This is a genomic window from Halodurantibacterium daqingense (genome assembly GCF_042666235.1).
In the GTDB taxonomy this organism is placed as follows: Bacteria; Pseudomonadota; Alphaproteobacteria; order Rhodobacterales; family Rhodobacteraceae; genus Halodurantibacterium; species Halodurantibacterium daqingensis.
On record NZ_JBHTFQ010000006.1, the window covers coordinates 305,219 to 331,150 of the forward strand.

General features: G+C 66.2%; 22 protein-coding genes. 11 read left to right on the forward strand and 11 right to left on the reverse strand.

Going from position 1 to position 25,932, the window contains the following annotated elements; all coding sequences use genetic code 11:
- Positions 1-28 precede the first annotated feature (28 nt).
- From ACFQXB_RS13035 to ACFQXB_RS13050, 4 genes are all read right to left on the reverse strand, one after another.
- Positions 29-613, reverse strand: a complete 585-nt coding sequence (locus tag ACFQXB_RS13035; RefSeq protein WP_377404449.1) for a DUF924 family protein — start codon at positions 611-613, stop codon at positions 29-31.
- Positions 614-682: 69 nt separating this feature from the next.
- Complete coding sequence (locus ACFQXB_RS13040; protein WP_377404452.1) at positions 683-1,939, reverse strand: MFS transporter; 1,257 nt, start codon at positions 1,937-1,939, stop codon at positions 683-685.
- Between the two features lie 106 nt (positions 1,940-2,045).
- Positions 2,046-3,095 (reverse strand): tRNA preQ1(34) S-adenosylmethionine ribosyltransferase-isomerase QueA, encoded by a 1,050-nt coding sequence (gene queA, locus ACFQXB_RS13045; RefSeq protein ID WP_377404455.1) that lies wholly within the window; start codon positions 3,093-3,095, stop codon positions 2,046-2,048.
- 6 nt (positions 3,096-3,101) lie between these two features.
- Positions 3,102-6,359 (reverse strand): hypothetical protein, encoded by a 3,258-nt coding sequence (locus ACFQXB_RS13050; RefSeq protein WP_377404458.1) that lies wholly within the window; start codon positions 6,357-6,359, stop codon positions 3,102-3,104.
- 197 nt (positions 6,360-6,556) lie between these two features.
- Between ACFQXB_RS13050 and bcp the strand changes: the two genes are divergently transcribed.
- The 4 genes from bcp to ACFQXB_RS13070 all read left to right on the forward strand — a co-directional run bounded on the left by bcp (position 6,557) and on the right by ACFQXB_RS13070 (position 9,978).
- Positions 6,557-7,024, forward strand: coding sequence for a thioredoxin-dependent thiol peroxidase (gene bcp, locus ACFQXB_RS13055; protein ID WP_377404461.1), 468 nt, complete (start codon positions 6,557-6,559; stop codon positions 7,022-7,024).
- On the forward strand, positions 7,021-7,830 hold the full coding sequence (locus ACFQXB_RS13060) for a ferritin-like domain-containing protein (RefSeq protein ID WP_377404464.1): 810 nt from the start codon (positions 7,021-7,023) through the stop codon (positions 7,828-7,830). The genes bcp and ACFQXB_RS13060 overlap by 4 nt, the downstream gene beginning before the upstream one ends.
- Before the next feature lie 254 nt (positions 7,831-8,084).
- A complete protein-coding gene (locus ACFQXB_RS13065; protein ID WP_377404467.1) occupies positions 8,085-9,428 on the forward strand; it encodes a DUF5930 domain-containing protein in 1,344 nt (447 codons plus the stop codon).
- Complete coding sequence (locus ACFQXB_RS13070; RefSeq protein ID WP_377404470.1) at positions 9,418-9,978, forward strand: bactofilin family protein; 561 nt, start codon at positions 9,418-9,420, stop codon at positions 9,976-9,978. The genes ACFQXB_RS13065 and ACFQXB_RS13070 overlap by 11 nt, the downstream gene beginning before the upstream one ends.
- A 393-nt stretch (positions 9,979-10,371) precedes the next feature.
- Here ACFQXB_RS13070 and ACFQXB_RS13075 read toward each other — a convergent pair whose 3' ends face one another.
- Both ACFQXB_RS13075 and ACFQXB_RS13080 read right to left on the reverse strand, forming a co-directional pair.
- Complete coding sequence (locus ACFQXB_RS13075) at positions 10,372-11,148, reverse strand: DUF2189 domain-containing protein (protein ID WP_377404473.1); 777 nt, start codon at positions 11,146-11,148, stop codon at positions 10,372-10,374.
- Between the two features lie 32 nt (positions 11,149-11,180).
- Positions 11,181-11,627 carry a universal stress protein gene (locus tag ACFQXB_RS13080; protein WP_377404476.1) on the reverse strand — a complete coding sequence of 149 codons (447 nt, stop codon included), beginning with the start codon at positions 11,625-11,627 and terminating at the stop codon, positions 11,181-11,183.
- 185 nt (positions 11,628-11,812) lie between these two features.
- Between ACFQXB_RS13080 and ACFQXB_RS13085 the strand changes: the two genes are divergently transcribed.
- Positions 11,813-12,427 (forward strand): cysteine hydrolase, encoded by a 615-nt coding sequence (locus ACFQXB_RS13085; RefSeq protein ID WP_377404479.1) that lies wholly within the window; start codon positions 11,813-11,815, stop codon positions 12,425-12,427.
- A gap of 6 nt (positions 12,428-12,433) precedes the next feature.
- Here the strand turns inward: ACFQXB_RS13085 and ACFQXB_RS13090 are convergent, their stop codons facing one another.
- Positions 12,434-12,622, reverse strand: a complete 189-nt coding sequence (locus tag ACFQXB_RS13090) for a hypothetical protein (protein WP_377404482.1) — start codon at positions 12,620-12,622, stop codon at positions 12,434-12,436.
- A 91-nt stretch (positions 12,623-12,713) separates the two neighbouring features.
- A complete protein-coding gene (locus ACFQXB_RS13095) occupies positions 12,714-13,337 on the reverse strand; it encodes a helix-turn-helix domain-containing protein (RefSeq protein ID WP_377404485.1) in 624 nt (207 codons plus the stop codon).
- 211 nt (positions 13,338-13,548) lie between these two features.
- On the opposite strand from ACFQXB_RS13095, the gene ACFQXB_RS13100 reads away from it, so the two are divergent.
- Both ACFQXB_RS13100 and ACFQXB_RS13105 read left to right on the forward strand, forming a co-directional pair.
- The gene (locus ACFQXB_RS13100) at positions 13,549-14,196 is read left to right on the forward strand and encodes a DsbA family oxidoreductase (RefSeq protein WP_377404488.1); all 648 of its coding nucleotides are present in this window, start codon (positions 13,549-13,551) and stop codon (positions 14,194-14,196) included.
- A 146-nt stretch (positions 14,197-14,342) separates the two neighbouring features.
- Entirely contained in the window at positions 14,343-15,560 is a 1,218-nt protein-coding gene (locus ACFQXB_RS13105; RefSeq protein ID WP_377404491.1) for an MFS transporter, read from the forward strand.
- Positions 15,561-15,564: 4 nt separating this feature from the next.
- Here the strand turns inward: ACFQXB_RS13105 and mfd are convergent, their stop codons facing one another.
- Both mfd and ACFQXB_RS13115 read right to left on the reverse strand, forming a co-directional pair.
- Positions 15,565-19,017: a transcription-repair coupling factor gene (gene mfd, locus ACFQXB_RS13110; protein WP_377404494.1), complete on the reverse strand. Its 3,453-nt coding sequence runs from the start codon at positions 19,015-19,017 to the stop codon at positions 15,565-15,567.
- Between the two features lie 31 nt (positions 19,018-19,048).
- On the reverse strand, positions 19,049-19,570 hold the full coding sequence (locus tag ACFQXB_RS13115; RefSeq protein ID WP_377404497.1) for a component of SufBCD complex: 522 nt from the start codon (positions 19,568-19,570) through the stop codon (positions 19,049-19,051).
- A gap of 154 nt (positions 19,571-19,724) precedes the next feature.
- On the opposite strand from ACFQXB_RS13115, the gene hemB reads away from it, so the two are divergent.
- Positions 19,725-20,729: a porphobilinogen synthase gene (gene hemB / locus ACFQXB_RS13120; RefSeq protein ID WP_377404500.1), complete on the forward strand. Its 1,005-nt coding sequence runs from the start codon at positions 19,725-19,727 to the stop codon at positions 20,727-20,729.
- 350 nt (positions 20,730-21,079) lie between these two features.
- Positions 21,080-21,640, forward strand: coding sequence for a lipid-binding SYLF domain-containing protein (locus ACFQXB_RS13125; protein ID WP_377404503.1), 561 nt, complete (start codon positions 21,080-21,082; stop codon positions 21,638-21,640).
- A gap of 639 nt (positions 21,641-22,279) precedes the next feature.
- On the opposite strand, the gene ACFQXB_RS13130 is transcribed toward ACFQXB_RS13125, so the two are convergent.
- Positions 22,280-23,152, reverse strand: coding sequence for an NAD(P)-dependent oxidoreductase (locus ACFQXB_RS13130; protein WP_377404506.1), 873 nt, complete (start codon positions 23,150-23,152; stop codon positions 22,280-22,282).
- An 86-nt stretch (positions 23,153-23,238) separates the two neighbouring features.
- On the opposite strand from ACFQXB_RS13130, the gene ACFQXB_RS13135 reads away from it, so the two are divergent.
- Together ACFQXB_RS13135 and ACFQXB_RS13140 are read left to right on the forward strand one after the other, a co-directional pair.
- Positions 23,239-25,701 carry a penicillin acylase family protein gene (locus ACFQXB_RS13135; protein WP_377404509.1) on the forward strand — a complete coding sequence of 821 codons (2,463 nt, stop codon included), beginning with the start codon at positions 23,239-23,241 and terminating at the stop codon, positions 25,699-25,701.
- Between the two features lie 60 nt (positions 25,702-25,761).
- Positions 25,762-25,890, forward strand: a complete 129-nt coding sequence (locus ACFQXB_RS13140; RefSeq protein ID WP_377404512.1) for an entericidin A/B family lipoprotein — start codon at positions 25,762-25,764, stop codon at positions 25,888-25,890.
- Positions 25,891-25,932: the final 42 nt, after the last annotated feature.

The following is a 25,932-nucleotide window of genomic DNA, read 5'->3' on the forward strand; positions in this document are numbered from 1 at the left end:
CGTTAAACCACTTTTTGCCGCTATTCAATCACTCTGCGGCCTCGGCCTGCAGTGCGCTGACGGCCGCGCGATATCCCCCCTGCGCGAGAAAGGCCTCTTCCTCGGGCGTGCTGCTGCGCCCCAGCGCCGCGTTGCGGTACGGAAACCGGCCGAACCGGCGGATGATGCCACGATGGGCGCGGGCATGAACAAGGGTTTCAGCCCCGGTTTCCGGCATCCGCGTCAGCACAAGGCGCACGCAACGTTCCTGATCGGCAAGGATTTCGGAATGCATCAGCGGCAGATAGAAGAACTGCCGCGCGGGTTCGGCAACACGTAGATCCCAGCGCATGTGGATGGCACGTTGTGCCGCCCTGCGGGCCAGCTGATCAGTTGCGAAGGCGCGCGGATCCTCGCGGAACATGTTGCGCGGGAACTGGTCGGTCAGGATGATATAGGCAAGGACCCCTTCGGCGCTGCATGCCCCGCGATCAGGTGCCCCGCGGCGCGCCTGTTCCCAATGCGGCAGAAAGCGCTGGCGAATTTCGTCGTCCAGCGCTTCGCTGCTCTCGTACCAGCCCTTCGGCCCGACGTCCTTCAGCCAGAAATCGAGGATTGCGGCGGTTTCAGGCATGGCGGGTCCTTTCGGTGACGACGTTCCCAAGGGTTGCACGGCACGGCCGCTCTGGCAACCTCTGGTCCCTCACTCTTGCGCGGGTTCGGTTTCGGTCGATTCCTGCGCGACCTCGAACACTGCCTCAAGCGCCACGGCCGAACCGACGGGCGAGACGGTGGCAAATGTGCCGGTCTCCTCGACCGCCGGCGCGGGACGCTGCGTTGCACGCCAGCCGGCATAGCCGGTCAGGGCCGCCAGCAGAACGGCAATGTAAAGGAAGAAACCGTTGGTGCCGACAAGGCCCATCATCCAGGCGGTGATCGGCGGCCCGGCAATCGCCCCCAACCCGTTGATGAACAAGAGCCCGCCCGAAGCCGCTGCCATGTCCCGCTGATCCAGAAAGTCGTTGGTATGCGCAAGAAGCAGCGAATACAGCGGGTTAGACACGCCCCCCACGATCAGGGCCAGCACCAGAAGCAGCTCGAACCGCGGGTTGAACAGCACCGGAAACACCATCGACACCGCCCCCACCAGCGCCACCATCAGGATAAGCTGGCGGCGGTCCATCCGGTCAGAGATCCGGCCAATCGGATACTGGAACAGCAGCCCGCCCAGATAGATCGTCGCCACGAAAAGCGAAATCTGCGCGACGCTGAGCCCGGCCTCGGTTCCCCAGACCGCCGCCATCCCGAAAAGCGCCGAGAACACCCCACCCATCAGGAAGATGCCGATGCAGCCCAGGGGCGATGCGATGAACAGGCGCCGGAAGCTCATGCTCTGGGTGGTCTCGAAGACCGGCGCCGGGCTGACCGACAGAAGGATCGGCGTGAAGGCCAGCGACACGAGCACCGACGGGAGCACGAACAGCAGATAGCCGCCTGCGTCGCCCAGAACCATCAGCCCCTGCGCGCCGATGATGCCGATCATCTGCACGATCATGTAGGCCGAAAGCGCCTGCCCCCGGGTCTCGTTGGTCGCGGAGTTGTTGAGCCAGCTTTCCGCTGTCACATAGACGCCCGAAAAACAGAAGCCCATGATCACGCGCATCAGGATCCAGGCAGCCGGATTGGGTGCGACCGCGTAAAGAACCAGCAGCGCCGAGATGAGCGAACCGAGCGCCGCAAAGACCCGCACATGCCCCACCCGGCGGATCAGTTCCGGCGCAAGCCGCGATCCGAACAGGAAGCCCACGAAATAGGCAGACATGACGATCGACATCTCGAAGGTGCTGAACCCCTCGATCGCACCGCGCACCCCCAGAAGCGTGCCCTGGACGCCGTTGCCGACCATGAGGAGCATGACGCCCAGCAAAAGCGCCCATGAATTGGCCAGCACCGCGAACATGTCGTCCCTCTCTCTTCCTGCCCGGTCTTTCTGCACGCGCCCGCAGGATCCCGCAGCGCGCCACGCGACGCTTCTGCGCCCGATAGCGTCTCCGCGATCCGCCTGCTCAGGGGATCAGCAGCGACGCATCCCCATAGGAAAAGAACCGGTATTCCTTTTCAATGGCATAATCGTAAACCCCCTGCATCCGTTCCCGGCCCATGAGCGCCGAGACAAGCATCAGAAGGGTCGATTTCGGCAGATGGAAGTTCGTCATCAGCGCGTCGGTGACGCGAAAGCGATAGCCCGGATAGATGAAAATGTCGGTTTCGCCCTGCCAGGGCTGCATCCGCCCGGCCTCGTCCGCGGCGCTTTCGATCAGCCGCAGCGCCGTTGTTCCAACCGGGATGATGCGTCCGCCCGCCGCCTTGGTCGCATTCATCTCGGCCGCAGCCTTGGCCGTGACTTCCCCCCACTCGGCGTGCATCCGGTGGGTGGTCACATCCTCGACCTTGACCGGCAGGAAGGTGCCGGCACCGACATGAAGCGTCACCTCGGTGAACTGCACCCCGGCCTCGGCCAGCGCAGCAAGAAGCGGCGCATCGAAATGAAGCGAGGCCGTGGGGGCGGCGACCGCCCCGGTGCGGCGTGCGAAAACGGTCTGGTAATCCTCGTTGTCCTGACTGTCGGCGCGGCGGCGCGCCTCGATATAGGGAGGCAACGGCATGGCGCCCGCCTGGGCGAGCGCCGCGTCGAAATCCGCGCCTTCGAGGTTGAAGACCAGTCGAACGGCCTCGGCATCGCGCGCCGCGACCTGGGCGGAAAGGCCGGCAGGAAAGGTTATTTCATCCCCCGCGCGCAGCTTGCGCAGCGGTTTGGCCAGCGCACGCCAGCCACCTTCGGGGGCAGGATCAAGCAGCGTCACCTCGACCCCGGCCTCGACCGGCCCCTCGGCCGAGATCCGGTTGCGGCGTCCGGACAGGCGCGCCGGGATGACCTTGGTGTTGTTCAGGATCAGCCGGTCGCCCGCGCCCAGGACCGAGGGCAGATCATGCACATGCAGATCGCGGATGCTGTCGCCCTGCGCCACCAGCAGGCGCGCCGAACTGCGCGGCTTGGCCGGGCGCGTGGCGATCAGATGCTCGGGCAGATGGAAGTCGAAGTCGGAAAGCTTCATGGGTTCTCAACGCGATTGGCTGACGGCCGGGCTGTCGGAGAGCGCCGCGGCAGGGCGGCGCAGCAGATCACGGGTCGGACCGGGCAGCAGGATTGAAAGCGGGTTGACGCTGACGGCAGGCGCCTCGACGGGGCCGGCGAGGGCATAGTTGAAACCGAACAGCCCCTCGCCCGGACGTGCGATCAGGCTGCCCATGACGTTGATCAGAAACACGGGCGAAACCACCCCCTGCATGTCAAGCCTCTTGCTGGCAGAATCATAGACCCCCGCGAGGGTCACGCCCAGCGAGGGGCCGGTTGCGGCGCCCCTGATGATCTCGATCCCCTGCGGCGTCAAGCGGAACTGGGCGGTGGTTTCGCTGAAGACGATCCCCTGCCCGTTCAGCTGCTCCAGAAGTCCCACGATGCTCAGCGCACCCAGGATCTCGGCCAGTGCCGGCGCGCGAATGATGCTGAGCGGCCCCAGATGCAGGGCGCCGTCAAAATGTCCGCGCCCGCGCGGCACCAGCCGCAGCGTCATTGCCCCGCCGGCGACCCGATCCGCCAGCCCCGCGGCCGCAAGGACACCGCCTCCGTCCGCAGCCGTGACTTCGATCATGCTGCGGTTCAGGGGCACCCCGTCCGGCGACAGAAGCGGCGTGATCTTTCCGCTGACCGCAGATCCGCCATTTACCCGCGCCTCGAACAGGCCGTTGAGTCCGCCCTGGGTCGACATGCGCCCGTCAAAGCCGGTCAGTGCCAGCCCCTCGGCCACCAGCACCCGATCAAGGCGCAGCCGGATCGGCCCGGCCTGCATCGACTGCCCCCCGCGCCCGGCCCCGTCAAGGGCTGGCAGGCCGTCGCCGCGCAGATCAAGGGTTCCGCCCGTCACCTCGATCCCCAGCGGCTGCCCGGGGCCGCGTCCGCGCAGGACGACCGGCGCATCAAGCCAGCGCCCCAGCCGCACCCGTGACAGACGCAGCGCATCAAGCCCGCCGTTCGCGCCAAGGGCCACCGCCCCCTCGCCCGCAAGGCCCGGCGCCGACAGTTCGATCCGGGTGACATCCGGCTGTGCGCCAAGCGTCGCCGCAAGGGCAAGCCGACCCGGCACCTCTGGCCCCTTCGACCATCCCACCGCGGGGATCGCAAGCCCAAGCCCCAGAAGATCCGAGTCGAGTTCGAACCGGGGGGCTTCATCCGGGCGCAGCACGGCGCGGAAATCGGCGCTCCCGCGCCCCGAGATCAGCCCGGCGGGAAGTGCGGGGGCAAACTGCGCCACGGCCGCGGCAGAAAGCTCGGCACGGCCCTCGAGGCGGCTGCCCATGCCCGCCGCCGCGGGCCCCAATGGCTGGGTCCAGACGGCATCGAAGGGAACCTCACCCAGCCGCCCCGGTCCCGCGATCCGCAGCAGCGCGGGCGTGACCTCGATCGTCATCTCGTCCGATCGAAGCTGTTGCCCCGGCACGATCCGGTCCGACTGCACGTCCGAGAGACGGCCGGTTACATGATATTCAACCTGATCGGGCGGCACGCCCCGCATCAGCGGAAACCGCAGCACCGCCTGCAACTCGGCGCGCCCCTCGGCCAGATCGACGGGCCGGCGCGCCCGGCTGAGAAAGCCGAACGGCGGTTCATCCAGAAAGGCCAGCGCGGCAGTGATGCTGCTTTCGGTGTTCAGTTTCAGCATGGCAGTCGCGGGCCGCTGGGTCACATCGGCCACCTGAAAGACGCTGTCGCGCACGTCGATCAGCCCGCCTTGTGGCGCGGCCACCTGGCCGGCATCCAGCACCATCGTATAGGCCGTGCCCTCGATCGCCGCATAGCCACGCCCCGACAGGATCGGCGGCATGGTGCGCAGGAATCGCACGTCGGCATCGCTGAATTCATAGCCCACCGCCAGCCGCGGCTCTTGCCCCGGCGCAAGCCGCAGCGCGCTCGTGACATTATAGATCAGGCCGGTCTGCACATTCTCGACCAGCCAGTTGCGCATTCCGCGCACCAGTTCGGGCGGCCAGAGCGCAAGCAGGCGGTCGTGGGTGATTTCGTTCAGCGCAAGATCCAGCGCCAGATCCCAGCCTTCGGGCAGCGCCGCAACGCGCCCGGTCGCGGAAAGGCGGCGCCCGTCCTCGATCAGCACCAGCTGGCCCAACGTGGCGGAAAACGGCGAAAGCGCCACCCGAAGATCAACTGCGCCCTCATCAAACCGCACCGGCTCGGCGAACAGGCCCTCGGGGTCGATCTGCACATCCGCAAAACGGAACTGGCCCAGCAGCGTTTCCGGCAGGCCCCGGTCGAAATCCCGCAGATAGGCGTGGCCTTCGGCGCGCAGGCGCAGCGTCGGGCTGTCGATACGCAGGTTGTTGAACGCCAGCCGGTCCGCTTCGGCATCATATTCCAGATCCAGCCGCGCCGTGTCAAAGCCGATCGCCCGCATTCCGGCCTCGGGGCGCAAGGCCCCGGCGCCAAGGCTGAGCCCCCCCTGAAGCGCGCTGATGGCGCCCTTCGCGTCGATCTGTGCCGTCAGCGCCCCCGAGATCGGCGCTTCGAGCACCGAAAGCCAGGCAAGGGCGGCGCTCTGGGCCGCAATATCGCCGGCCGCCACGTCCTGAAACCGGACCTCGAGCGTTGCCTCGGGGCCTGCGCGCTGGCTGACGAACCGCAGTTCCGCCTCGGCCGGGGTGCCCCAGGTCCCCGTCATCCCGAACCCGAGCGAGAGCGAAATGGTGCTGTCGTCCTGCACCACCGCGATCCGTCCGTCCGTCACCTGCCATGTCTCGCCCGCACGCGCATCCTCAAGCGTCAGCGCGAGCTTCTCGGCCTCGATCCGGGTGATCCCGCGCAGCGCGGGCAGCTCGAAGGCACGGTCAACAGCGTCCAGAACCTCGGCAAGCGATCCGGGCCCGCGCAGATCCGCCTGCCCCAGCGCCAGATCGAAACGCCCGTATTCATCCCGGCGCAGCGTCGCGTGCCCCCCCGCCAGGCGCAACACCGTCGGCCGAAGCTGACCGGCCAGCAGTTCGTCCCGCGACAGCCCCGCCTCGAGCACCGGGATCCGCGCGATCGGCTCGCTTCCGCGTTCTGGTGCCAGCAAGACGAGATCACGCAGCACCAGGCGCGGCACAAGCCCGCGATCGATCTGGATCTCGGCCCCGCCAAGACGCAGCGCCAGACGCGTGCCAAGACCCGCGTTCAGCCGGATCTCGGCCTGGGTCAGGATCCAGCCCGGCACCGGGACCGGCCGCCCCGTCAGCGACAGGAACGTGATCCCTGCGGTCAGGGCCAACATCAGCATGCTGGACAGAAGCCAGATGCCGAACCGGGCCCTGCGCCGTCGGCCGCGGGGGGGTCGCCTGGTCTCGGAGTGCCGTGCCTGTGGTTTCACCCGCCCTGCCGCTTTGCGAGAGGTCCCTGCCTCGTCTTTATCTTTGGCTCAGGACAGCTAAAACAGGAAGCAACTTCATTGCACAAGGGACATGACAGGACATGAGCATGATTGCGCCGGGCACCCTCGCCCCCGATTTCACCCTGCCCCGCGACGGCGGCGGAACGGTCACGCTTTCGGCCCTGCGGCCGAAGCCGGTGGTGCTGTATTTCTATCCCAAGGACGATACTTCGGGCTGCACGCGGCAGGCGATCGGCTTTACCGAAGCGGCCGACCAGTTCGAAGCCGCCGGCGCGGTGGTGCTTGGTGTCTCGAAGGACAGCGCCGCCCGGCATGACAAGTTCGTGGCCAAGCACGGGTTGAAGGTCGCGCTCCTGTCGGACGAGGACAGCGATGTCTGCGAACGCTACGGCGTCTGGACCGAAAAGAGCATGTACGGGAAAACCTACATGGGAATCGAGCGGACGACCGTCCTGATCGGCGCCGATGGCACCGTTCTGCGCGTCTGGAACAAGGTCAAGGTGCCCGGTCATGTCGAGGAGGTTCTCGAAGCGGTGCGCGCCCTATGAAGACGCTGACGGAATGCGCGGTCGAGGTGCTGCAAACGGCCGATGGCCGCGCGAAGACCGCCCTCTCGCGCCAGCACGCTGCGCGCTGGTTCGCGGCCCGGGCTGAAGGGGTGCCGCTGCCGGTAGGCACTGCCTGCCCGCCCGACAGGCCGGCGCGACCACTGCGCCCCGAACTGCTTGCGCCGCGCGATGTGCCGCGCCGCCGGCCCGGAACGCCCGAAGGCCGCATCGCGCTGCTGCATGCCGTGGCCCATATCGAGCTGAACGCCGTTGATCTGCACTGGGATATCATCGCCCGCTTTGGCCATGTTCCCATGCCGCCGGGCTTCTATGATGACTGGGTCAAGGCTGCGGATGAGGAATCCAAGCATTTCAATCTGATGTGCGACTGTCTTGAAGCACTTGGCAGCCATTATGGCGCGCTTGCGGCCCATGCGGGGATGTGGCGCGCCGCCGAGGACACCGCCGAGGACCTTCTCGGGCGGCTCGCCGTCGTGCCGATGGTGCTCGAGGCCCGCGGCCTGGATGTCACCCCCGGCATGATCGACGTGTTCCGTCGGGCGGGGGATGACCGCGCGGTTGCCGCGCTCGAAACCATCTATGCCGAAGAGGTCGGTCATGTCGCCTATGGGTCCAAGTGGTTCAACTTCCTCTGTGGACGGGACAATCTTGATCCCAAGGATGTGTTCCATGGCCTCGTGCGCAAATACTTTCATGCGACGCTGAAACCGCCCTTCAATGACGAAAAACGGGCCGAGGCCGGATTGCCACCGGATTTCTACTGGCCCCTGGCCGAGGAGGGCTAGTCACAGCGTCCATGGCGTTCTGGGGGACGGCAGGTGAAGGTCCGCTGCAAGGGATGCAGAGCCCCGATGCAGGCACAGAGGCATTCCGCGGTGTCGGCAGGATTCCGCCCAATTTCACTCTCTTTCCGCGCGAATCCGCCAAGATATTTTTAAGATGTTGCAGGAAAGCCGCCCCCTTTGTAACCACAGCCAAGGTTGCAGACATCCGGAAGCGGAGCGCAGCCTTCAGGGATGGGGCAAACGGGACAGAATCATTGAAAACTCGTCTTAGCAACCGACTGAACGCATCGCTTGAGCGTTGGTTCCCGGAGCGTCGGCTTTTTCTGCGTTCGGATACCGAGACCCGCTTCATCAGGCTGCGGCCGTTGACGCAGATCGGCATCCTTGCCGGAAGCACGGCGGTTGTCGGCTGGGCGATCATCGCTTCCGCAGTGATCATGATGGACAGCATCGGCAGCGGGAACATCCGTGATCAGGCCAAGCGCGAACAGATGGTCTATGAGGCACGTCTCAATGCGCTTTCCGCCGAGCGGGACCGCCGCGCCGAAGAGGCCGCGATGGCGCAGGAACGCTTTGCCATCGCCATGACCCAGATTTCCGACATGCAGTCGGCGCTTCTGGCCTCGGAAGACCGGGGCAAGGAGCTGGAAACCGGCATCGACGTGATTCAGAAGACACTCGGCCGCACCGTGCGCGAACGCGATACCGCCCGTGCCGAGGCCGAGGCCCTGACGCTGGCGCTTGCCGAGCAGACCGGTTCGGCGCGCACCGATACCGCCCGTCTGCACGATATGGAAGAAACGCTCGCCTTCCTCAGCGCCGCGCTCGGTGCGACGGCCGGCGAACGCGATGCCATCGCGCAGCTTGCGGTTCAGGCCCGCAATGAAACCGAGATGGTCGCTCTCGAGAAGCGACTTCTCGAAGAGCGTAACGACGAGATCTTCTCGAAGCTGGAGGAAGCGGTCACCGTCTCGATGGAACCCCTGGACCGCATGTTCCGCGCCGCAGGCCTGTCAACCGAGACGCTTCTGAACCAGGTCCGGCGCGGCTATGCCGGCCCGGATGCGCTGACCCCGATCGGCGTTTCCACCAAGGGCACCGGCGATCTCGACCCGGAGGAAGAACGGGCGAATGCCATTCTCAACAGCCTGGAAGAGATGAACCTCTACCGCATGGCGGCGCAGAAGGCCCCCTTCGCCGCCCCCACGCCCAGCAACGTTCGCTTCACCTCAGGCTTTGGCAATCGCCGTGATCCCAAGACCGGCGGGCGCCGGATGCACGCGGGCGTGGACTATGCCGGCCCCAGCGGGACAGCCATCCTGTCCACTGCCGATGGCGTGGTGGTCGAGGCGGGCTGGAACTCGGGCGGTTACGGCAACATGGTCAGGATCCGCCACGAATTCGGCATCGAAACGCTTTATGCGCATATGTCGCGAATCCACGTGAAGGTGGGCGAAAGAGTCTCGCGTGGCGATCGGATCGGTGATATGGGCAACACTGGACGCTCGACCGGAACACATCTGCACTATGAAGTGCGCCTGGGCGGTCGCGCGGTTGATCCCATGAACTACATCAAGGCGGCACGAAATGTTTTCTAAAAGCAGGATCCAGGAGCCGGGCCCCAAGAAGGCACCCGAGGCCGAATCCCCGGCCACACCCGAAATGCAGACGAGGCCCATGAACGACTACAGCTCTCCCGCCAAGGCGAAACCCGCAGCCTCGATCCTCTCGTCGGATCTGACCATCGTCGGAAACCTCAAGACCACGGGCGACATCCAGGTCGAAGGCACGGTCGAAGGCGATATCCGCGCCCATCTTCTGACGGTCGGCGAACAGGCGACCATTCGTGGGGAGATCGTGGCCGATGACGTGGTGGTGAATGGCCGCGTCGTGGGCCGCGTGCGCGGGCTGAAAGTGCGGCTGACCTCGACTGCCCGGGTCGAAGGCGACATCATCCACAAGACCATCGCAATCGAGTCCGGCGCGCATTTCGAAGGCTCGGTGCAGCGTCAGGAAGACCCGCTCAGCAGCGGCGGACAGGCGCGCCCCGGCCAGCAGCAGGCGCCCAAGCCGCAGCCGCAGGCGCCCCAGTCCTCGCCGGCCGTATCGCAGGCTGTTGCCGCAAAATCGGGCGCGGGCGAGCGCTGAGACGACCAGAGGTCAGCTCAAGGGCGTCCCGTTCGGGCGCCCTTTTTTGCGCCAGCATCAGTGCCCCGGGCGACCCGACGCGTAGCCAGGGGTTTTCAGCCTTCCACGCAGCCTCGCGGCGGCCGCGCCTGGTTCGGCCCACGGCGCGTCGCTGCGCTGCGGGCGCATGTCCTGGGCGCGCGGTGCTTCTGAATGTGGAAGCAACACGATGAGTTGTTCCCCCCAGGACCGAGCGCGCAGCCCAAGAAGCCGCACCAGCCTGCCGCACGCGCCTCTGGGGGCGTCCCCGGGGATGTGGGTCGAGAGACCGCATCCCCGGGCGCGGGATGGGGCATTCCATGCCGAAACACATCGCCGATACATCCGGGGACCCGGAGTTGCCGGGACCCAGCCTCAGAAAACTGCACGGCGATAGAGATGCCAGCTGGCATGGCCAAGAACGGGCAGCGCAACAAACAGCCCCAGAAACACCGGCAGCATCGCCGCAAACAGACAGATCGCGATCACCGCTGCCCAGATCAGCATGACAAGCGGATTGCCCAGCACCACCTGGACACTGGTGATCATCGCAGTGACGAAATCCACCTCGCGGTCCAGAAGCATCGGCAGGCTGACAACCGTTGTTGCAAACAGCACGCCCGCAAAGACCGCACCCACCAGGGTTCCGAAACCCAGCATGGCCAGCCCGTGCGGCGTCAGGAACACGGCATAGGAAGTGCTCACCTCCGTCATTGCCTGCAGCCCCAGGAACAGCGCGAAGATCATGTGCGCAAGAAACATCCAGAACAGGAAGAACACCACGATCACCGCCGACATCGACGGGATCTGACGATCCTTCTGGCTGAGCACGACCCCGAGCACCGGGCCCCAGGCGAGGCCTTCACCGCGTTCGAGCCTGCGGCTGACCTCGTAAAGCCCGACGGCGGCGAAGGGCCCGAGAATCGGAAAGCCCACGGTCACCGGCACCGTCCACCAGACGCGGCCGCTGATCCCCAGCGCCAGCCACAGAACGATCCCGCCGGCAACGTAGACTGCGCTGAAGAACATGCCGAAGGCGGGGGCACGACGATAGTCGTTCCAGCCCTGCCGCAGCGCCCAGACAAGATCATCCAGCGTGATGTGGCAGATATCCGCCGCCTGTCCGGGCGGCACAAGATCGGGATGCGTCATTGGCCCCTCCTCTGGCGATGCGCCACCAGAGGCTAATCGGCGGCCGGAGTTGAAGCAAGATGATCCTGCCCGCGCATCAGATGCACCGAACACGGCGCATGGCGCACCACCTGCACGGCGGTGCTTCCCATCAGGATCCCGCGGAACCCGGCACGGTGCGAGGCGATGACGATGCAGTCGACGTCGTTTTCCTCGGCCCATTCCACGATGCTGCGGCCGGCATTTCCTTCGATCAGCACACCATCGCCGCGCGGAAATCCGGCTGCATGCTTGTCAAGAAGCGCCTCGATCGCCTCGCACAATTCGTCCTGATAGCCCGGGGGCATGTAGGACAGCGCGAAGGGTGGCGCCTCTTCCATGACATGCATGAGCGTGACGCGCGTATCCGGCCCCGAAAGCGCCCGCGCAGCGGCCAGCGGTCCGGCGGGATCGCGATCGTGTTCATCAAAGGCAAGCGGGACGAGAATGTGCTGGTACATGCGGACTCCTCTGGTTTGGCACGATCCTGCCCATCCCGGCATTCCGCGCCTTGATGCAGATCAGCCGCCAACCGGTCTGATCCCGATCCAGCCTTGCACAGCGCTCTGCCCCTGTCACGCATGGCCACGGAACAGCCGGCCCATGGGCGGGTTGATAGCCGTGGCAGGAAAGACGGAGAGCCGAGATGACCAGCGGATTGCGCTTTGGCCCCCTTGGGCACGAGGCTCTGCATCTTTGCATCGACATGCAGCAGCTTTTCGACAGGGGCGCGCCCTGGGCGATGCCCTGGATGGCGCGGGTCCTGCCGACGGTGCACGAGATCGCGAGCCATCACGCCGCGCGGACGGTCTTCACCCGTTTCATGCCGCCCCGCCAGCCCCGGGACATGCCGGGCGCCTGGCAACGCTATTATGAGCGCTGGGCCAATGTAACCCTGGCGCAGCTGGATCCGGCGCTTCTGGACCTTGCGCCGCCGCTGCAGGCGCTTTGCCCGCCGGCGCGGGTGCTGGACAAGGCGGTCTATTCCCCCTGGACCGAGGGGCACCTTGACCGGATGCTCGCGGGCAGCGGCATCAACACGCTGGTCATCACCGGGGGCGAAACCGACGTCTGCGTGCTGGCAACCGTCATGGGCGCGGTGGATCGCGGCTTCCGGGTCGTGCTGGTCGAGGATGCGATGTGCAGTTCGAACGATACGACGCATGATGCGCTGCTTTCGCTTTACCGGTCGCGCTTCGGCGCGCAGATCGAGACGGCCGATGCCGTCTCGGTGCTTCTGAACTGGGATCCCCCAGGCTGATCGCCGTCAGTTTCCGGGTGTGGCCCCGGGCGGCGGCAGCAGCGTCTCGGCATCGACTTCGGGCATGTCGGTGCCCTGGCCCGGCCAGCTGCAGGCGTAAAGCCCCACTGCTGCAAGCAGCAACGCCAGTGCAGCGATGATCCACAACGACCGTTTTGTCTCGGTCCGGTCAACGGGCTTTCGTGGCTGTCTCATGGTTGGTCTCCTGCATCACGTTCCGGTCAGGATCCAAACCCGAACCGGACGGATTTGGATCCATCCGCAGGCCGATTTCCGCGCGCGGTGGTCAGACCAGCGATGTCACCCAAAGCACGGTGGCATCTTCTTCGCTGAGGGAAATGACATTGTGGCCCATGCTGGCGTCATAATAGGCGCTGTCACCGCGGCGCATGTCCACGGGTTCGTAGAATTCCGTATAGAGCCGGATCACACCGGTCAGCACGAACAGGAATTCCTCGCCGTCATGGCGGACCCAGCCGTCGAAATCCTCGAACCGGCGGGCGCGGATCCGGGCGCGATAGGGCAGCATCTGCTTGCGCGTCAGGCTTGGGGCGAGAAGCTCGTGTTCGTAGGTCACCGTGGCATGACCCTGCCCTTCGCCGGCGCGGGTCACGGCCATCCGCCCGTTGACCTGCGCACGACTGGGGGGTGTGAACAGTTGCGGCACCGAAATTGCCAGCCCCTCGGCAAGTTTCTTGAGCGCCTCATAGGTGGGCGACATCTGCCCGTTCTCGATCTTCGAGAGCGTGGAGCGCGCAAGCCCTGCCTGTTTTGCCGCCTGTTCGAGCGTCCAGCCGCGCGCCTTGCGCAGTTCCCGCACCCGCGCGCCAAGGTTCAGCGGCTCCACCGCGACCGGGGCGCCACCCTCGCGGGCGATGCGGATGATGCTTTTGGGCTCGTTCGCGTTCATGCCTGCGCCATAATCCACGGGAGGACGTGTTGCAACGCTCGCAGTCACGCCCGGGATCAGGCCGCGCCCACAGGACCGGCCATAAACGATTGTCGTCGGCCCGCGGCGATGGCAGGTTGGCGCCGGATTCGGGGCCTTCCGCCTTGCCAGCCTTTCCCGCGCGCGCGCCGACCTGCCGTCGCCCGTTGCCCATTCCGCAAGGAGCTTTGTCATGATCCGGCTCGACATCTTTTCCGATCCCGTCTGCCCGTGGTGCCATATCGGCAAGGCACTTCTTGACCGCGCACTGGAAAGGCGGCCCGGCCATCCCTTCACTGTCGAATGGCACCCTTTCCAGCTGAATCCGGACATGCCGCCCGAAGGCATGGACCGGCGCGCCTATCTGGAAGCCCGGTTCGGAAGCCGGATCAAGGCCGCCGAGGCCCATGTGGCCGTGGCCGAAGCGGCCGAGGCGGCGGGGCTGCAACTGGACCTTGGCGCGATCACCCGGATGCCGAACACCCTGGATGCGCATCGCCTGATCCATTGGGCAGGGCTTGAGGGGGCGCAAAGCCGTGTCGTCTCGGCGCTGTTTCGCGCCTATTTCCGCGAGGGGCGTGACATCGGCGCCACAGAAACCCTCGGTCAGATCGCCGCCGGCGCGGGAATGGATCAGGCGGTGGTGACGCGGCTGCTGGCATCGGATGCGGATCGCGAGACGGTGCTTGCCCGTGAAGCGCATGCCCGCGAGCGGGGCGTCCGTGCCGTGCCCACTTTCATCATCGCGAATGCCCATGTGCTGCCGGGGGCGCAACCCGTGGCGCTATGGGAACAGGTGATTGACGAACTTGTCACGCAGCTTGGAACAGATATGCGCTAGCAGCATATCTGATCTGCGCATCGCTCATGCCGTGAGCACAAGCGGCTGCCCGGTCAGGGACTCGGGGCCCTCCGGGTTGAGCGGGCGCAGGCCGATGCGCCTCACGGGATATGGCGCCCCCCGACAACCCGTGCTAGCGGGACAGGATGTCGCAGTTCTTCCGCCCCACCCGCCCGCTGGTCTTTGCCGAATTCGTTGGTCTCATGGCCGCACTTTTTGCGCTGGCAGCGCTCAGCATCGACGCGATGCTGCCCGCGCTGCCGCAGATCGCGCAGGATCTGTCGCCCGAGGCACCGAACCGCGCACAGCTGGTGGTCACAAGCTTCGTGCTTGGCCTCGGTATCGGGATGATGATGATGGGGGCCCTGTCGGACGCGCTGGGGCGCAAGCCGGTGATCGCGCTGGGCATTGGCCTTTACATCATAGGATCGGGCCTTGCCGCCCTTGCCGACAGTCTGCCGCTGTTGCTGGCCGCGCGGATGCTGCAGGGATTGGGTATTTCGGCGCCACGGACCGTCGGCGTCGCCATGATCCGCGACCTGTATCAGGGGCGGATCATGGCGCGCGTCATGTCGATCGTGATGACGATCTTCATCCTTGTGCCGGCGGCCGCCCCCTTCATCGGCCAGACGATCCTGCTGGTCGCGGGCTGGCGGATGATCTTCATGGCCTTCATCGCCTTTGGCCTGTTCGCTCTGGTCTGGATGAGTGCGCGCCAACCCGAAACCCTTGCACCCGAGCGGCGGCGGCCGTTCCGGCTGGGCAGCATCTGGTCATCCCTGCGCGAGGTGATGATCCACCGTCGCGTCCAGCTCTATATCATCGCCATGACACTGGGCTTTGGCCAGTTGTTCGCGCTGCTGTCGGCGGCGCAGCCGATCTATGACGTCTATTACGGCCGCGGCGACAGCTTTGCCGCCTGGTTTGCACTGCAGGCGCTTCTGGCCGGCACGGCCGGGCTGGTCAATGCGGCGCTGGTCGTGCGGCTGGGGATGCGGCGCATCGTGGTGACGGCCTTTGCGACACAGGTGGTCATTTCGTCGCTTGCGACCTTCGCCTGGGCAACCGGGCTGGCCGGCGGCGAAGGGTCGTTTCCGATCTTCTTCCTCTGGACAGTCAGCGTATTCTTCATGGCGGGCGTGACCTTCGGCAACCTCAACACGCTCGCGCTTGAGCCGATGGGCCATATCGCGGGCATGGCGGCAGCGGCCGTGGGCGCCGTTTCGACCGTTCTGGCGGTGCTGGTGGCAGCGCCGATCGGGCTTGCCTTCGACGGCACGCCACTGCCCCTGATGATCGGGGTCCTGTCGGCCTCGGGGCTTGCACTTGCCGCGATGATCGCGGCCGACCGTTTCCCGGGCTGACGGTTCAGCGCGCCGCACCCACCGCCTTGACCTGCGCGGCAAGATCGCGGGCGATACCATAGGCGCCCTTGATCTTGTCGGCCTCGCGCGTCCAGTCGCGCTGGATGATGATCTTGTTGTCCTTGACCCGCGCCTGCCCCTTTTCGGCCTGCAGGAACGCAACCAGACCGGCAGGATTGGCGAACTTGTCGTTGTGGAACTGGATCGTCGCGCCCTTTGGCCCGCCATCAAGACGGGCAATGCCGGCAACCTTGCACATGGACTTGATGCGCACGATCAGAAGAAGCGTGTTCACCTCGCGCGGCAGGTCGCCGAACCGGTCGATCAGTTCAGCGGCAAAGCCCTCAAGCTCGACCTTGGTCGTCAGGGTCGAAAGCCGCCGGTAAAGCCCAAGCCGCACATCAAGGTCGGGCACATAGGCTTCCGGGATCAGAACCGGCACGCCCAGGTTGATCTGCGGCGACCATTCGCCTTCATCCGCCAGGCCGGTCAGCTCGCCTGACTTGATCCGGGAAATGGTCTCTTCCAGCATCGACTGATAGAGTTCGTAGCCCACCTCCTTGATGTGGCCCGACTGTTCCTCGCCCAGTATGTTGCCGGCGCCGCGCAGGTCCATGTCCTGGCTGGCAAGCGTGAAGCCCGCGCCAAGGCTGTCAAGGCTGCCCAGAAGCCGCAGCCGCTTCATGGCCTGCGGGGTCAGCGGCGCGCGCGGCTTGGTGGTCAGGTAGCAATAGGCACGCGTCTTTGCCCGGCCGACGCGCCCGCGGATCTGATAGAGCTGCGACAGGCCGAACATGTCGGCGCGGTGCACGATCATCGTGTTCGCCGTCGGAATATCGAGGCCGGATTCCACGATCGACGTGGCCAGCAACACGTCATACTTGCCGTCGTAGAAGGCGTTCATGCGGTCATCAAGCTCGCCCGCCGCCATCTGCCCATGGGCCACGACATAGCTGACCTCGGGCACCTGGTCGCGCAGGAATTCCTCGATCGCCGGCAGATCGGCGATGCGCGGCACGACATAGAAGCTCTGGCCGCCGCGATAATGTTCCCGCAGCAGCGCCTCGCGGATGGTGACCGGGTCGAACTCGGAGACATAGGTGCGGATCGCAAGGCGATCGACCGGCGGCGTGCCGATGATCGACAGGTCCCGCACCCCGGTAAGGCTGAGTTGCAGCGTGCGCGGAATGGGCGTGGCGGTCAGCGTCAGCACATGGATCTCGCTGCGCATCTCCTTCAGCCGCTCCTTGTGGCCGACGCCGAAATGCTGTTCCTCGTCGATGATCAGAAGGCCCAGATCGCGGAACCGGACACCTTTCGCCAGAAGCGCGTGGGTGCCGATCACGATATCGACCGTGCCATCGGCAAGGCCGGCCCGGGTTGCTGCGGCCTCCTTGGACGGAACGAAGCGCGACAACTGCCGCACATTCAGGGGAAAGCCCCGGAACCGTTCGGCGAAACTCCGGTAATGCTGGCGCGCCAGAAGCGTCGTGGGGGCGATGACCGCCACCTGCGCGCCCGACATCGCCGCGACAAAGGCCGCGCGCATCGCGACCTCGGTCTTGCCGAAGCCCACGTCGCCGACGATCAGCCGGTCCATCGGCCGGCCGGCCGACAGATCGGACAGCACATCCTCGATCGCGGCCAGCTGGTCTTCGGTTTCCTCGTAGGGAAAGCGCGCGGCAAAGGCCTCCCACACCGCCTCGGGCGGATCGAACACCGGGGCGCTGCGCAGGATCCGTTCGGCGGCGATGCGGATCAGCTTGTCGGCGATCTGGCGGATACGCTCCTTGAGCTTTGCCTTCTTGGCCTGCCAGGCGCCCCCACCCAGACGGTCAAGCAGCCCCTCTTCATGCCCATAGCGCGACAGAAGCTCCACGTTCTCGACCGGAAGGAACAGCCGGTCGCCGCCGGCATATTCCAGGGCGATACATTCATGCGGCGCCCCCATCGCGGTGATGGTCTCAAGCCCCGTGTAGCGCCCGACCCCGTGATCGACATGGACGACCAGATCCCCCGGCGAAAGGCTTTGTGCCTCGGTCAGGAAGTTCTCGGCCTTGCGGCGACGCTTGGGCGCGCGGATCAGCCGGTCACCCAGCACATCCTGTTCCGCGATCACGGCCAGCCCCGGCCCGGTAAAGCCGTGTTCAAGCCCCCAGGTCGCCAGGAACAGGCCACCGCGGCCTTCGGGCACATCGCGGATGTCCCGGACAAGCCGCGCGCCCGTGACCTCCTGATCCTCCATCAACCCCTTCAGGCGTTCGCGCGCACCATCGGAATAGCTGGCGATGATCACCTGCCGGTCCCGGCGCAATTCGGCGATGTGGGCCGCAAGCGCGCCGAACAGGCTGATGCTTTCCTGCTGGCGTTCGGGCGCAAAGTTCCGCCCCAGCCGCCCGCCCGCATCCAGCACCCCCGGCCCGGTGCCCTGCGGCAGCGGGTTAAGCTGCAGCAGGCGATGATCGGCCAGCGCCGCCTCCCACTGCGCATCGTCAAGATAAAGCAGCCCGGGGGGGCAGGGTTTGTAGACTGTATCGCCGCGCGTCTTGCTGGTCATCGCCTCGCGTCGGGTGTCGTACTGATCCTCGATCCCTTCCCAGCGGCTGAGACGTTGCGCGGTGATCTGGTCATCCAGCACCACCGAGGCCGTGGGCAGATAGTCGAACAGCGTCTCCATGCGTGCGTGGAAGAAGGGGAGCCAGTGCTCCATCCCCTGCTGCTTGCGGCCGGCGCTGACGGCCTCATACAGCGGATCGTCGGAACCTGCCGCGCCGAACTCGATCCGGTAGTTCTGCCGGAACCGCGTGATCGAGGCCTCGTCGAGAATGACTTCCGACATGGGGGCGAGTTCGATCACATCCAGCTTTTCCGTGGTGCGCTGGCTGACCGGGTCAAATCGCCGCGCCCCGTCCAGCACATCGCCGAAAAGATCAAGCCGGACCGGACCGCCCTCGCCCGGCGGATAGATGTCGATGATCCCGCCGCGGACCGCATAATCGCCGGGTTCGGTCACCGTCGGGGCCTGGGAAAAGCCCATGCGCACCAGAAACTGACGCAGCGCCGTCTCGTTGACCCGCCCGCCGACCCGCGCGGTGAACGAGGCCCCCGCAACCACATCGCGCGCCGGCACCCGCTGCATCGCCGCCGACAGTGTCGTCAGCAGGATGAACGGCCCCGGCACGCCATGCGCCAGCGCCGCCAGCGTCGCCATCCGCACCGAGGAAATCGCGGGGTTCGGCGACATGCGATCATAGGGAAGGCAGTCCCAGGCCGGGAAGCTCAGAACCACCGCCTGCGGGGCAAAGAAGGCCAGGGCGGCGCGCATCGCCTCAAGCCGCTTGTCGTCGCGCGCCACATGGACCACCGGCGCACCGGAGGTTTCCAGTTCGCGCGCCAGAAGCCGCGCGTCAAAGCCTTCGGGCGCGCCGCCCAGGGTGATACGGGATGCCTTGTTCATGCAGCCGGAGGTAACCGTTGACGCGGGGATGTCAATTGCCCAGCACACCAACCGTCAGGCTGTGCCACATCCCCCACAGCACCGTGAAGAAGACCGAGATCATCCCCAGCAACTGCACCATGCCGCGATGCCGCATCAGCGCCTTCACCAGCGCCCCGTCCTCAAGCCCGCGCTCGTGGATCCTGCGCGCCACCCGCACCCGCATCAAGGCCAGAAGGCACATCGGCAGCGCCAGAAAGAACAGGGCCTGCGCCAGTTCAAGCCCGTAGGAAAACCCCAACATGAACAGCATGGTCAGCAGCAGCGCCGCAAATCCCGTGGCCCAGACGCCCGCCTGCCCTGCGGGGATCTGCCGCGGCACCGACAGCGCCGCCATCTGGGCCAGCGCCGCCTGGGCCGTGGCGTCGCGGCGGGCCTGCAGCACCATGTCATAGGGAATGCCCAGCACGCGCACTCCGGCCAGATACCAGAAGGCCAGCAGGGCGATCCAGTACCAGAGGGTGGTGAACGAACGTGTGTCGAGAACTTCGTAAAGATGCTGATAAAGGCTCACGTCCGGCTGGTTCCCTGTGCTCGGCCCCGGTTGGCCGCAGGTTAGCGCCCTGCCACGCCGAAGGCCAGCATCCTCGGCAGCCGGCGGCAGGGCTTGAGCAGGACGGACAAATCTGCGAGGCAGGGCCAGTTCTCGCAAGATCCGGAGGTCCGCCATGCGCCCGACGCTCGCCCCCTTCCCTGCCACCCGGTTGCGCCGCACCCGCCGCAGCCAGGCGCTGCGCGACCTGTGCCAGGAAAACGTTCTGACCGTGAAGGACCTGATCTGGCCGATCTTCATCCGCGAGGGCGAGGATCTGGCCGATCCGATCGCGTCGATGCCCGGCGTCGCGCGGCTGTCGATCGACCGTGCGGTGCGCGCCGCAGAAGAGGCAGCCGAGCTGGGCATTCCGGCCATCTGCCTGTTTCCCTATACCGACATCAGCCTCAAGACCGAGGATTGCGCTGAAGCCTGGAACCCCGAGAACCTGAGCAACCGGGCGATCCGTGCGATCAAGGCCGCCGTGCCCGAGGTCGCCGTCATGACGGATATCGCGCTTGATCCCTACAACATCAACGGCCACGACGGGCTGGTGCGCGACGGCATCATCCTGAACGACGAAACCGTCGAAGCCCTGGTGCGCATGGCCCTTGCCCAGGCAGAGGCCGGCGCCGACATCCTGGGGCCATCAGACATGATGGACGGCCGTATCGGCGCGATGCGCCGCGCGCTGGAAGGCGCAGGGCACACCGATGTGGCGATCCTGTCCTATTCCGCGAAATATGCCAGCGCCTTCTATGGCCCGTTCCGCGATGCGGTGGGCGCCAGCGGGCTGCTGACCGGGGACAAGAAGACCTATCAGATGAACCCCGCCAATACCAACGAGGCGCTGCGCCTGATCGAGCGGGACCTCGCCGAAGGGGCCGACATGGTGATGGTGAAACCCGGGATGCCTTATCTCGATATCTGCCGCCGGGTGAAGGACGAATTCGCCGTGCCGACCTATGCCTATCAGGTGTCGGGCGAATATGCGATGATCCGGGGGGCCGCGGATCAGGGCTGGATCGATGGTGAACGGGCAATGCTGGAAAGCCTGCTGGCCTTCAAGCGCGCCGGATGCGACGGGGTGCTGACCTATTTCGCGCCAGCGGTCGCGCGGCTCCTGCAGCCGGCTGTCTGACGGCGGACTTCGGCACCGGCCATCCGTCGATTGGTCGCCCGTCGCAATTCCGGGCGACCCCATGTTGCCCCAGCCTTCGGCAATCGGCCTGGCTTCGGCACCAGCCCAAGGTCATGGGGCGCAGCGCAGCTTGAACCCCGGCATCCGCACCCCTGTCCACCTTTGGGCTGTCGGGCCTGCTCGCCGATCATGATCGCAGGTTCTGGGCGATCGGCAAACCCCTGCCCAGTTTTACCATGGAACCCGACAAGCCCGTGACATTGCGACAAAAAGCGCCTAGAGTTCTGCATGATGAGGATCGTCTGGCGCCACCAGCCAGACCCTCCCAAGAACGAAAGCCCGGGGGCAGCATGACGTCAGCATATTCGCGCAGAGGTTTCGTCGCGGGGGCCTTCGCCCTTGGCGGACTTGCCGCATGTGGAAATCCGATCGGCAGCGACGGCGCACAACGGCTTGATGCCCGCGTCGATGCCACACGGGACTTCCTGTTCAGCCGTTACCCGGGCACGCAGGATCTGGCGGCGCGCGCACAGGGGATCCTCTACATGCCGCTGATCACCGAGGCGGGGCTGGGCTTTGGCGGAAGCTATGGTCAGGGCGCCTTGCGCATCCGCGATGTGACGGTGGATTACTATTCCGCCGCGCGGGCCACGCTTGGATTCCAGATCGGGGCGCAGCAATATGCCCATGCGCTGTTCTTCATGACCGCCGAGTCGCTGGCCGAGTTCCGCCAGTCGGAGGGCTGGGCCGTGAACGCCGACGTGCGCTATGCCCTGCCCGATGGCGGCGCCGCCGCCGGACTTGACAGCACCACCCAGCAGGCTCCGGTGATCGCGGTGATCTTCGGTCAGTCCGGTCTCATTGCCGGCGCCACCCTGGGGGGAACCAAATATACGCGCATCATCCCCTGAGATCCGAGGTGCCGCCCGCACCCGAAGGGCGGCGGGCGGTTTCTCCACCGCCGGCCACCCGCTGCGGGGCGGGGCAAAGCGGACGGCGCGCCAGCCATCGCAGATCCCGATCAAGGACCCGCGGCCTCGCCTGGATGCGCAACGCGTCATGCCCGATGTCCCAGCATGGACAGCCGCTTCCCGCAGCATTCAAGTCGCCATGGCGGGCCTGTCGGACGCCTTCCCTCCGGCGCGCCACGAGGCGCCGAAACCTCTCCCCCCGACGGTGGGGCACAAATCCTCGCCGTCCGCTGCCCTCCGCTCTGGCTCCTCTCGGCTGGCGCGTCGGTGGTGGTGTCGCGCCCGGCCTTGCGCTGTTCGCCGGCCTGAAATTCGGACATTGCGAAGCCAGCAACTGCGCTCCGGGCTTCCTGCCCCGGCCATTCCGGCGCTGCAGCCGCGCGCGCAAGCGCGCGGCGCGGCCCAACGGGATGAGCCTGCCGCAGGCGGGTGAAGACGGGCGGGAGCGCCTCCGCCCCCACCAAGGGCGCGGCGGAGGCACAGGGCCCCGGACCGCGCGACGCCCCGCCTTGCAAGCGCGCCGGCGCCAGCGAAACCTCCACTCGCAGTCAGGATCGCGCCCTCTGCGACGGCCCGCGATCAGGACAGGTGGCGCAGCCGGCGGATGAGGGATGACGTATCCGACCGGCCGCCCCCCAATGCCTGGACATCCTTGTAGAACTGATCCACCAACGCCGTCATGGGAAGCGGCGCGCCGATTTCTTCGGCCGCCGCAAGGCAGATGCCCAGGTCCTTGCGCATCCAGTCCACGGCAAAGCCGAAATCGAACCGGTCCTCCAGCATCGTCTCGTGCCGGTTGACCATCTGCCAGGATCCCGCGGCGCCCTGGCTGATGACCTCCACCACCGCGCGCCCGTCGAGCCCTGCAAGCTCGCCAAAGCGCAACGCCTCGGACAGGCCCTGCAGAACCCCCGCGATGCAGATCTGGTTCATCATCTTGGCAAGCTGCCCGGCACCGCTGTCCCCAAGGCGACGGCAGATCCGCGCATAGGCCGCAATCACCGGCTCGGCCCGGGCATAGTCTTCGGCATCCCCCCCGCACATGACGGACAGGACGCCGTTCTCGGCCCCCGCCTGCCCGCCCGAAACCGGCGCATCGACAAATCCCAGCCCCGCCGCGGTCGCTTCGGCCTGCAGTTCGCGCGTCACCCGCGCCGAGACCGTCGTGTGATCCACAAGGATCGCCCCGGCCGCCATGCCGGCAAAGGCACCCTCCGTTCCGCAGCAGACCGCCCGCAGATCGTCGTCATTGCCCACGCAGGTCATCACGAATTCGGCACCTTCCGCGGCCAGGGCCGGGGTGTCCGCCCGCGTGCCGCCATAGGCTGCGACCCAGGCCTCGGCCTTTGCCGGGCTGCGGTTATAAACCGTGACGCTGTGCCCGGCCCGGACCAGATGTCCGGCCATGGGAAAGCCCATCACCCCAAGTCCCAGAAACGCCACCTTCGCCATGATCCCGCCCTCTCCTGCGCCGATTGCAACTCGCCGTCTTTCTCTCTAACACCGGGATCACCTCTGCCGTCAACCACGGGCTTTTCATGGTCATTGCCTTCCGCTGGCTTCTGCGTCTGTTCCTTGCCCTTGTGGCCGTCGCGGCACTGATCGTTCTGGGGCTCTACTACTTCGCGACGCGCTCGATACCGGATTACTCGGCCACGCATCGTGTCGGCGGCATTTCGGCCGAAGTCGAAATCGTGCGCAACAATTCGAACGTGCCGCACATCTTCGGGGCCACGGATGATGACGTGTTCTTCGCGCTTGGCTTTGCCCATGCGCAGGACCGGCTCTGGCAGATGAACATGCTGCGCCGCACGGCACAGGGCCGTCTGTCCGAGATCTTCGGGCCGCGCACCTTGCGTACGGATGAGCTGATGCGGCGCCTTGATCTTTACGGGCTGGCCGCCAGTTCGGTCGCCGCGCAGGATGATGCGACCCGAAGCGCGCTCGAGGCCTATGCCCGCGGCGTGAACGCCTGGATCGCCGAGGTGAACGAACAGGCCCGGGGCCGCGGCGCGCCGGAATTCTTCCTGTTCTCGAACGAGATCGCCTTCTGGCAGCCGGCGGATTCCCTCGCCCTGCTCAAGCTTCTGGGGGTGCAGCTTTCGGGCCATCTGGCGCAAGAAGTAACGCGCGCGCGCCTGTCGCTGGTCCTGCCCGAGGATCGGCTGCGCGACCTTCTGCCCGATGATCCGATGGCGCCCATTGCCGCCCTGCCCGATTTCGCCCAGCTGTTCCCCGAAGTGGCGCCAAGCCATGCTGCGCTGGCCTTCGATCAGGAGCCGCTGTCGCCCTTCCCGGCGCCGGGGCTCGCCGGGGCCTCGAACGCATGGGCTGCATCCTCGGCGCGTTCGGCCTCGGGGGGCACGCTTCTGGCCAATGACCCGCATCTGGGTTTCTCGGCCCCTTCGGTCTGGTATCTTGCGCGGCTGGAACTTCAGTCGGGCGGTGTGATCGGCGCGACCATCCCCGGCATCCCCGCGGTGCTTGCCGGACGGTCGGAACGTCTGGGCTGGGCCGTGACCTCGTCCTATCTCGACGATCAGGACGTGTTCATCGAGCGGCTGAACCCCGACAACCCCGAGGAGTATCTGACCCCCGACGGCTGGGCGCCGTTCGAGACACGTCGGTCGATCCTGCGCGTGAAGGACGAAGCCTCGCGCACCCTGACGCTGCGCTGGACGCAGAACGGCCCGATCCTGCCGGGGCATCACTATGATCTCGCCTCGATCACGCCGCCGGGTCATCTGACCAGCGTCAGCTGGACACTGCTTGATCCCAGCGACACGTCGATGACGGCGACCCTGCGCCTGATGCGGGCCCAGAGCCTGGACGAGGCCCTGGCCAGTGCCCCCCTGTTCATCGCGCCGTCACAGAACCTGACGCTTGTCGATCAGAACCGCATCGCGATGCAGATGGTGGGCGCCATGCCCGCGCGCCACCCCCAGCACCAGACCCAGGGGCGCATGCCCAGCCCCGGCTGGATCCAGACGAACCGCTGGCAGGGCCTTTTGCCCCACAGCTCCAATCCTGCCTTCATCGATCCCGAAACCGGCATTCTTGGCAATACCAACAACAAGATCATCGACCGCCCGTTCCCGGAACATGTCAGCCACAGATGGGGCGATACCCAGCGTATCCAGCGGTGGCTGCGGTTGATGCGGATGCGCGATGTCCACACCCGCGACAGCTTCATCGAGGCGCAGCTGGATACAGTCAGCACCACGGCCCGCACGCTTCTGCCGCTGATCGGCGCCGATCTGTGGTTCACCGGCGAAGCGGCACCCGAAAACACGCCCGAACGCCGCCGCCAGCGCGCGCTGATCCTTCTGGCGGAGTGGAACGGCGAGATGAACGAGCATCTGCCCGAGCCGCTGATCTATGCCGCCTGGATGCGGGCGCTGCAGGACCGGCTGATCCGCGACGATCTTGGCCCGCTGGCCGACCAGTTCCGCCGGATCGAGCCTGTCTTCATCGAACGGGTCTATCGGGACACTGACGGGGCCGCGGTCTGGTGCGACATCATCCAGTCCTCGCCCGTCGAAACCTGCACCGATATCGCCCGCATGGCGCTGGACGATGCGCTGGTCTGGCTTGGCGAACGGTTCGGCCCCACGATCGAAAGCTGGCGCTGGGGCGATGCCCATCAGGCCACGCATGACCACCCGGTGCTGGGCGATCTGCGGGTGCTGCGCCATTTCGTCAACATCCGCCAATCGACCAGTGGCGACGATCACACCCTGATGCGCGGCGCAACCTCGGGCCGCGATCCGGACCCGTTTCACAACGTGCATGGCGCGGGCTATCGCGGCGTCTATGATTTTGCCGATCCCGACAGTTCGGTCTTCATCATCTCGACCGGGCAGTCCGGCCATCCTCTGAGCCGGCATTATGATGACCTTGGCGATCTGTGGCGGCGCGGTGAATACATCCCCATGTCGCTTGACCCGGACCTGGCCCGAGCGGCGGCTGTCGGGATCACGCGCCTTGTGCCGGAAGGATGATCCGGAACCATTCCGCACCTGCAGCGTTGGCCATCGTCAACCCATACAGGAGTGCTTGTGATGCTGTATCGACTGTTTCCCGTTCTTGTGATCCTTGGTCTTGCCGCCTGCAACACCGTCGAGGGCGCTGGGCAGGATATTTCTGCCGCGGGCACGGCGATCACCTCCGAGGCGCGTCAGGCGCAGTGAACGCCGCGCAGCACGATCGGCGGGCGGGCCATCGGCCCGCTT

Excerpts from the sequence above, each read along its gene's own strand:
- ACFQXB_RS13035 (WP_377404449.1), bottom strand. The coding sequence starts at position 613 with ATGCCTGAAACCGCCGCAATCCTCGATTTCTGGCTGAAGGACGTCGGG.
- ACFQXB_RS13040 (WP_377404452.1), bottom strand. The coding sequence starts at position 1,939 with ATGTTCGCGGTGCTGGCCAATTCATGGGCGCTTTTGCTGGGCGTCATG.
- queA (WP_377404455.1), bottom strand. The coding sequence starts at position 3,095 with ATGAAGCTTTCCGACTTCGACTTCCATCTGCCCGAGCATCTGATCGCC.
- ACFQXB_RS13050 (WP_377404458.1), bottom strand. The coding sequence starts at position 6,359 with ATGTTGGCCCTGACCGCAGGGATCACGTTCCTGTCGCTGACGGGGCGG.
- bcp (WP_377404461.1), top strand. The coding sequence starts at position 6,557 with ATGAGCATGATTGCGCCGGGCACCCTCGCCCCCGATTTCACCCTGCCC.
- ACFQXB_RS13060 (WP_377404464.1), top strand. The coding sequence starts at position 7,021 with ATGAAGACGCTGACGGAATGCGCGGTCGAGGTGCTGCAAACGGCCGAT.
- ACFQXB_RS13070 (WP_377404470.1), top strand. The coding sequence starts at position 9,418 with ATGTTTTCTAAAAGCAGGATCCAGGAGCCGGGCCCCAAGAAGGCACCC.
- ACFQXB_RS13075 (WP_377404473.1), bottom strand. The coding sequence starts at position 11,148 with ATGACGCATCCCGATCTTGTGCCGCCCGGACAGGCGGCGGATATCTGC.
- ACFQXB_RS13080 (WP_377404476.1), bottom strand. The coding sequence starts at position 11,627 with ATGTACCAGCACATTCTCGTCCCGCTTGCCTTTGATGAACACGATCGC.
- ACFQXB_RS13085 (WP_377404479.1), top strand. The coding sequence starts at position 11,813 with ATGACCAGCGGATTGCGCTTTGGCCCCCTTGGGCACGAGGCTCTGCAT.
- ACFQXB_RS13090 (WP_377404482.1), bottom strand. The coding sequence starts at position 12,622 with ATGAGACAGCCACGAAAGCCCGTTGACCGGACCGAGACAAAACGGTCG.
- ACFQXB_RS13095 (WP_377404485.1), bottom strand. The coding sequence starts at position 13,337 with ATGAACGCGAACGAGCCCAAAAGCATCATCCGCATCGCCCGCGAGGGT.
- ACFQXB_RS13100 (WP_377404488.1), top strand. The coding sequence starts at position 13,549 with ATGATCCGGCTCGACATCTTTTCCGATCCCGTCTGCCCGTGGTGCCAT.
- ACFQXB_RS13105 (WP_377404491.1), top strand. The coding sequence starts at position 14,343 with ATGTCGCAGTTCTTCCGCCCCACCCGCCCGCTGGTCTTTGCCGAATTC.
- mfd (WP_377404494.1), bottom strand. The coding sequence starts at position 19,017 with ATGAACAAGGCATCCCGTATCACCCTGGGCGGCGCGCCCGAAGGCTTT.
- hemB (WP_377404500.1), top strand. The coding sequence starts at position 19,725 with ATGCGCCCGACGCTCGCCCCCTTCCCTGCCACCCGGTTGCGCCGCACC.
- ACFQXB_RS13125 (WP_377404503.1), top strand. The coding sequence starts at position 21,080 with ATGACGTCAGCATATTCGCGCAGAGGTTTCGTCGCGGGGGCCTTCGCC.
- ACFQXB_RS13130 (WP_377404506.1), bottom strand. The coding sequence starts at position 23,152 with ATGGCGAAGGTGGCGTTTCTGGGACTTGGGGTGATGGGCTTTCCCATG.
- ACFQXB_RS13135 (WP_377404509.1), top strand. The coding sequence starts at position 23,239 with ATGGTCATTGCCTTCCGCTGGCTTCTGCGTCTGTTCCTTGCCCTTGTG.
- ACFQXB_RS13140 (WP_377404512.1), top strand. The coding sequence starts at position 25,762 with ATGCTGTATCGACTGTTTCCCGTTCTTGTGATCCTTGGTCTTGCCGCC.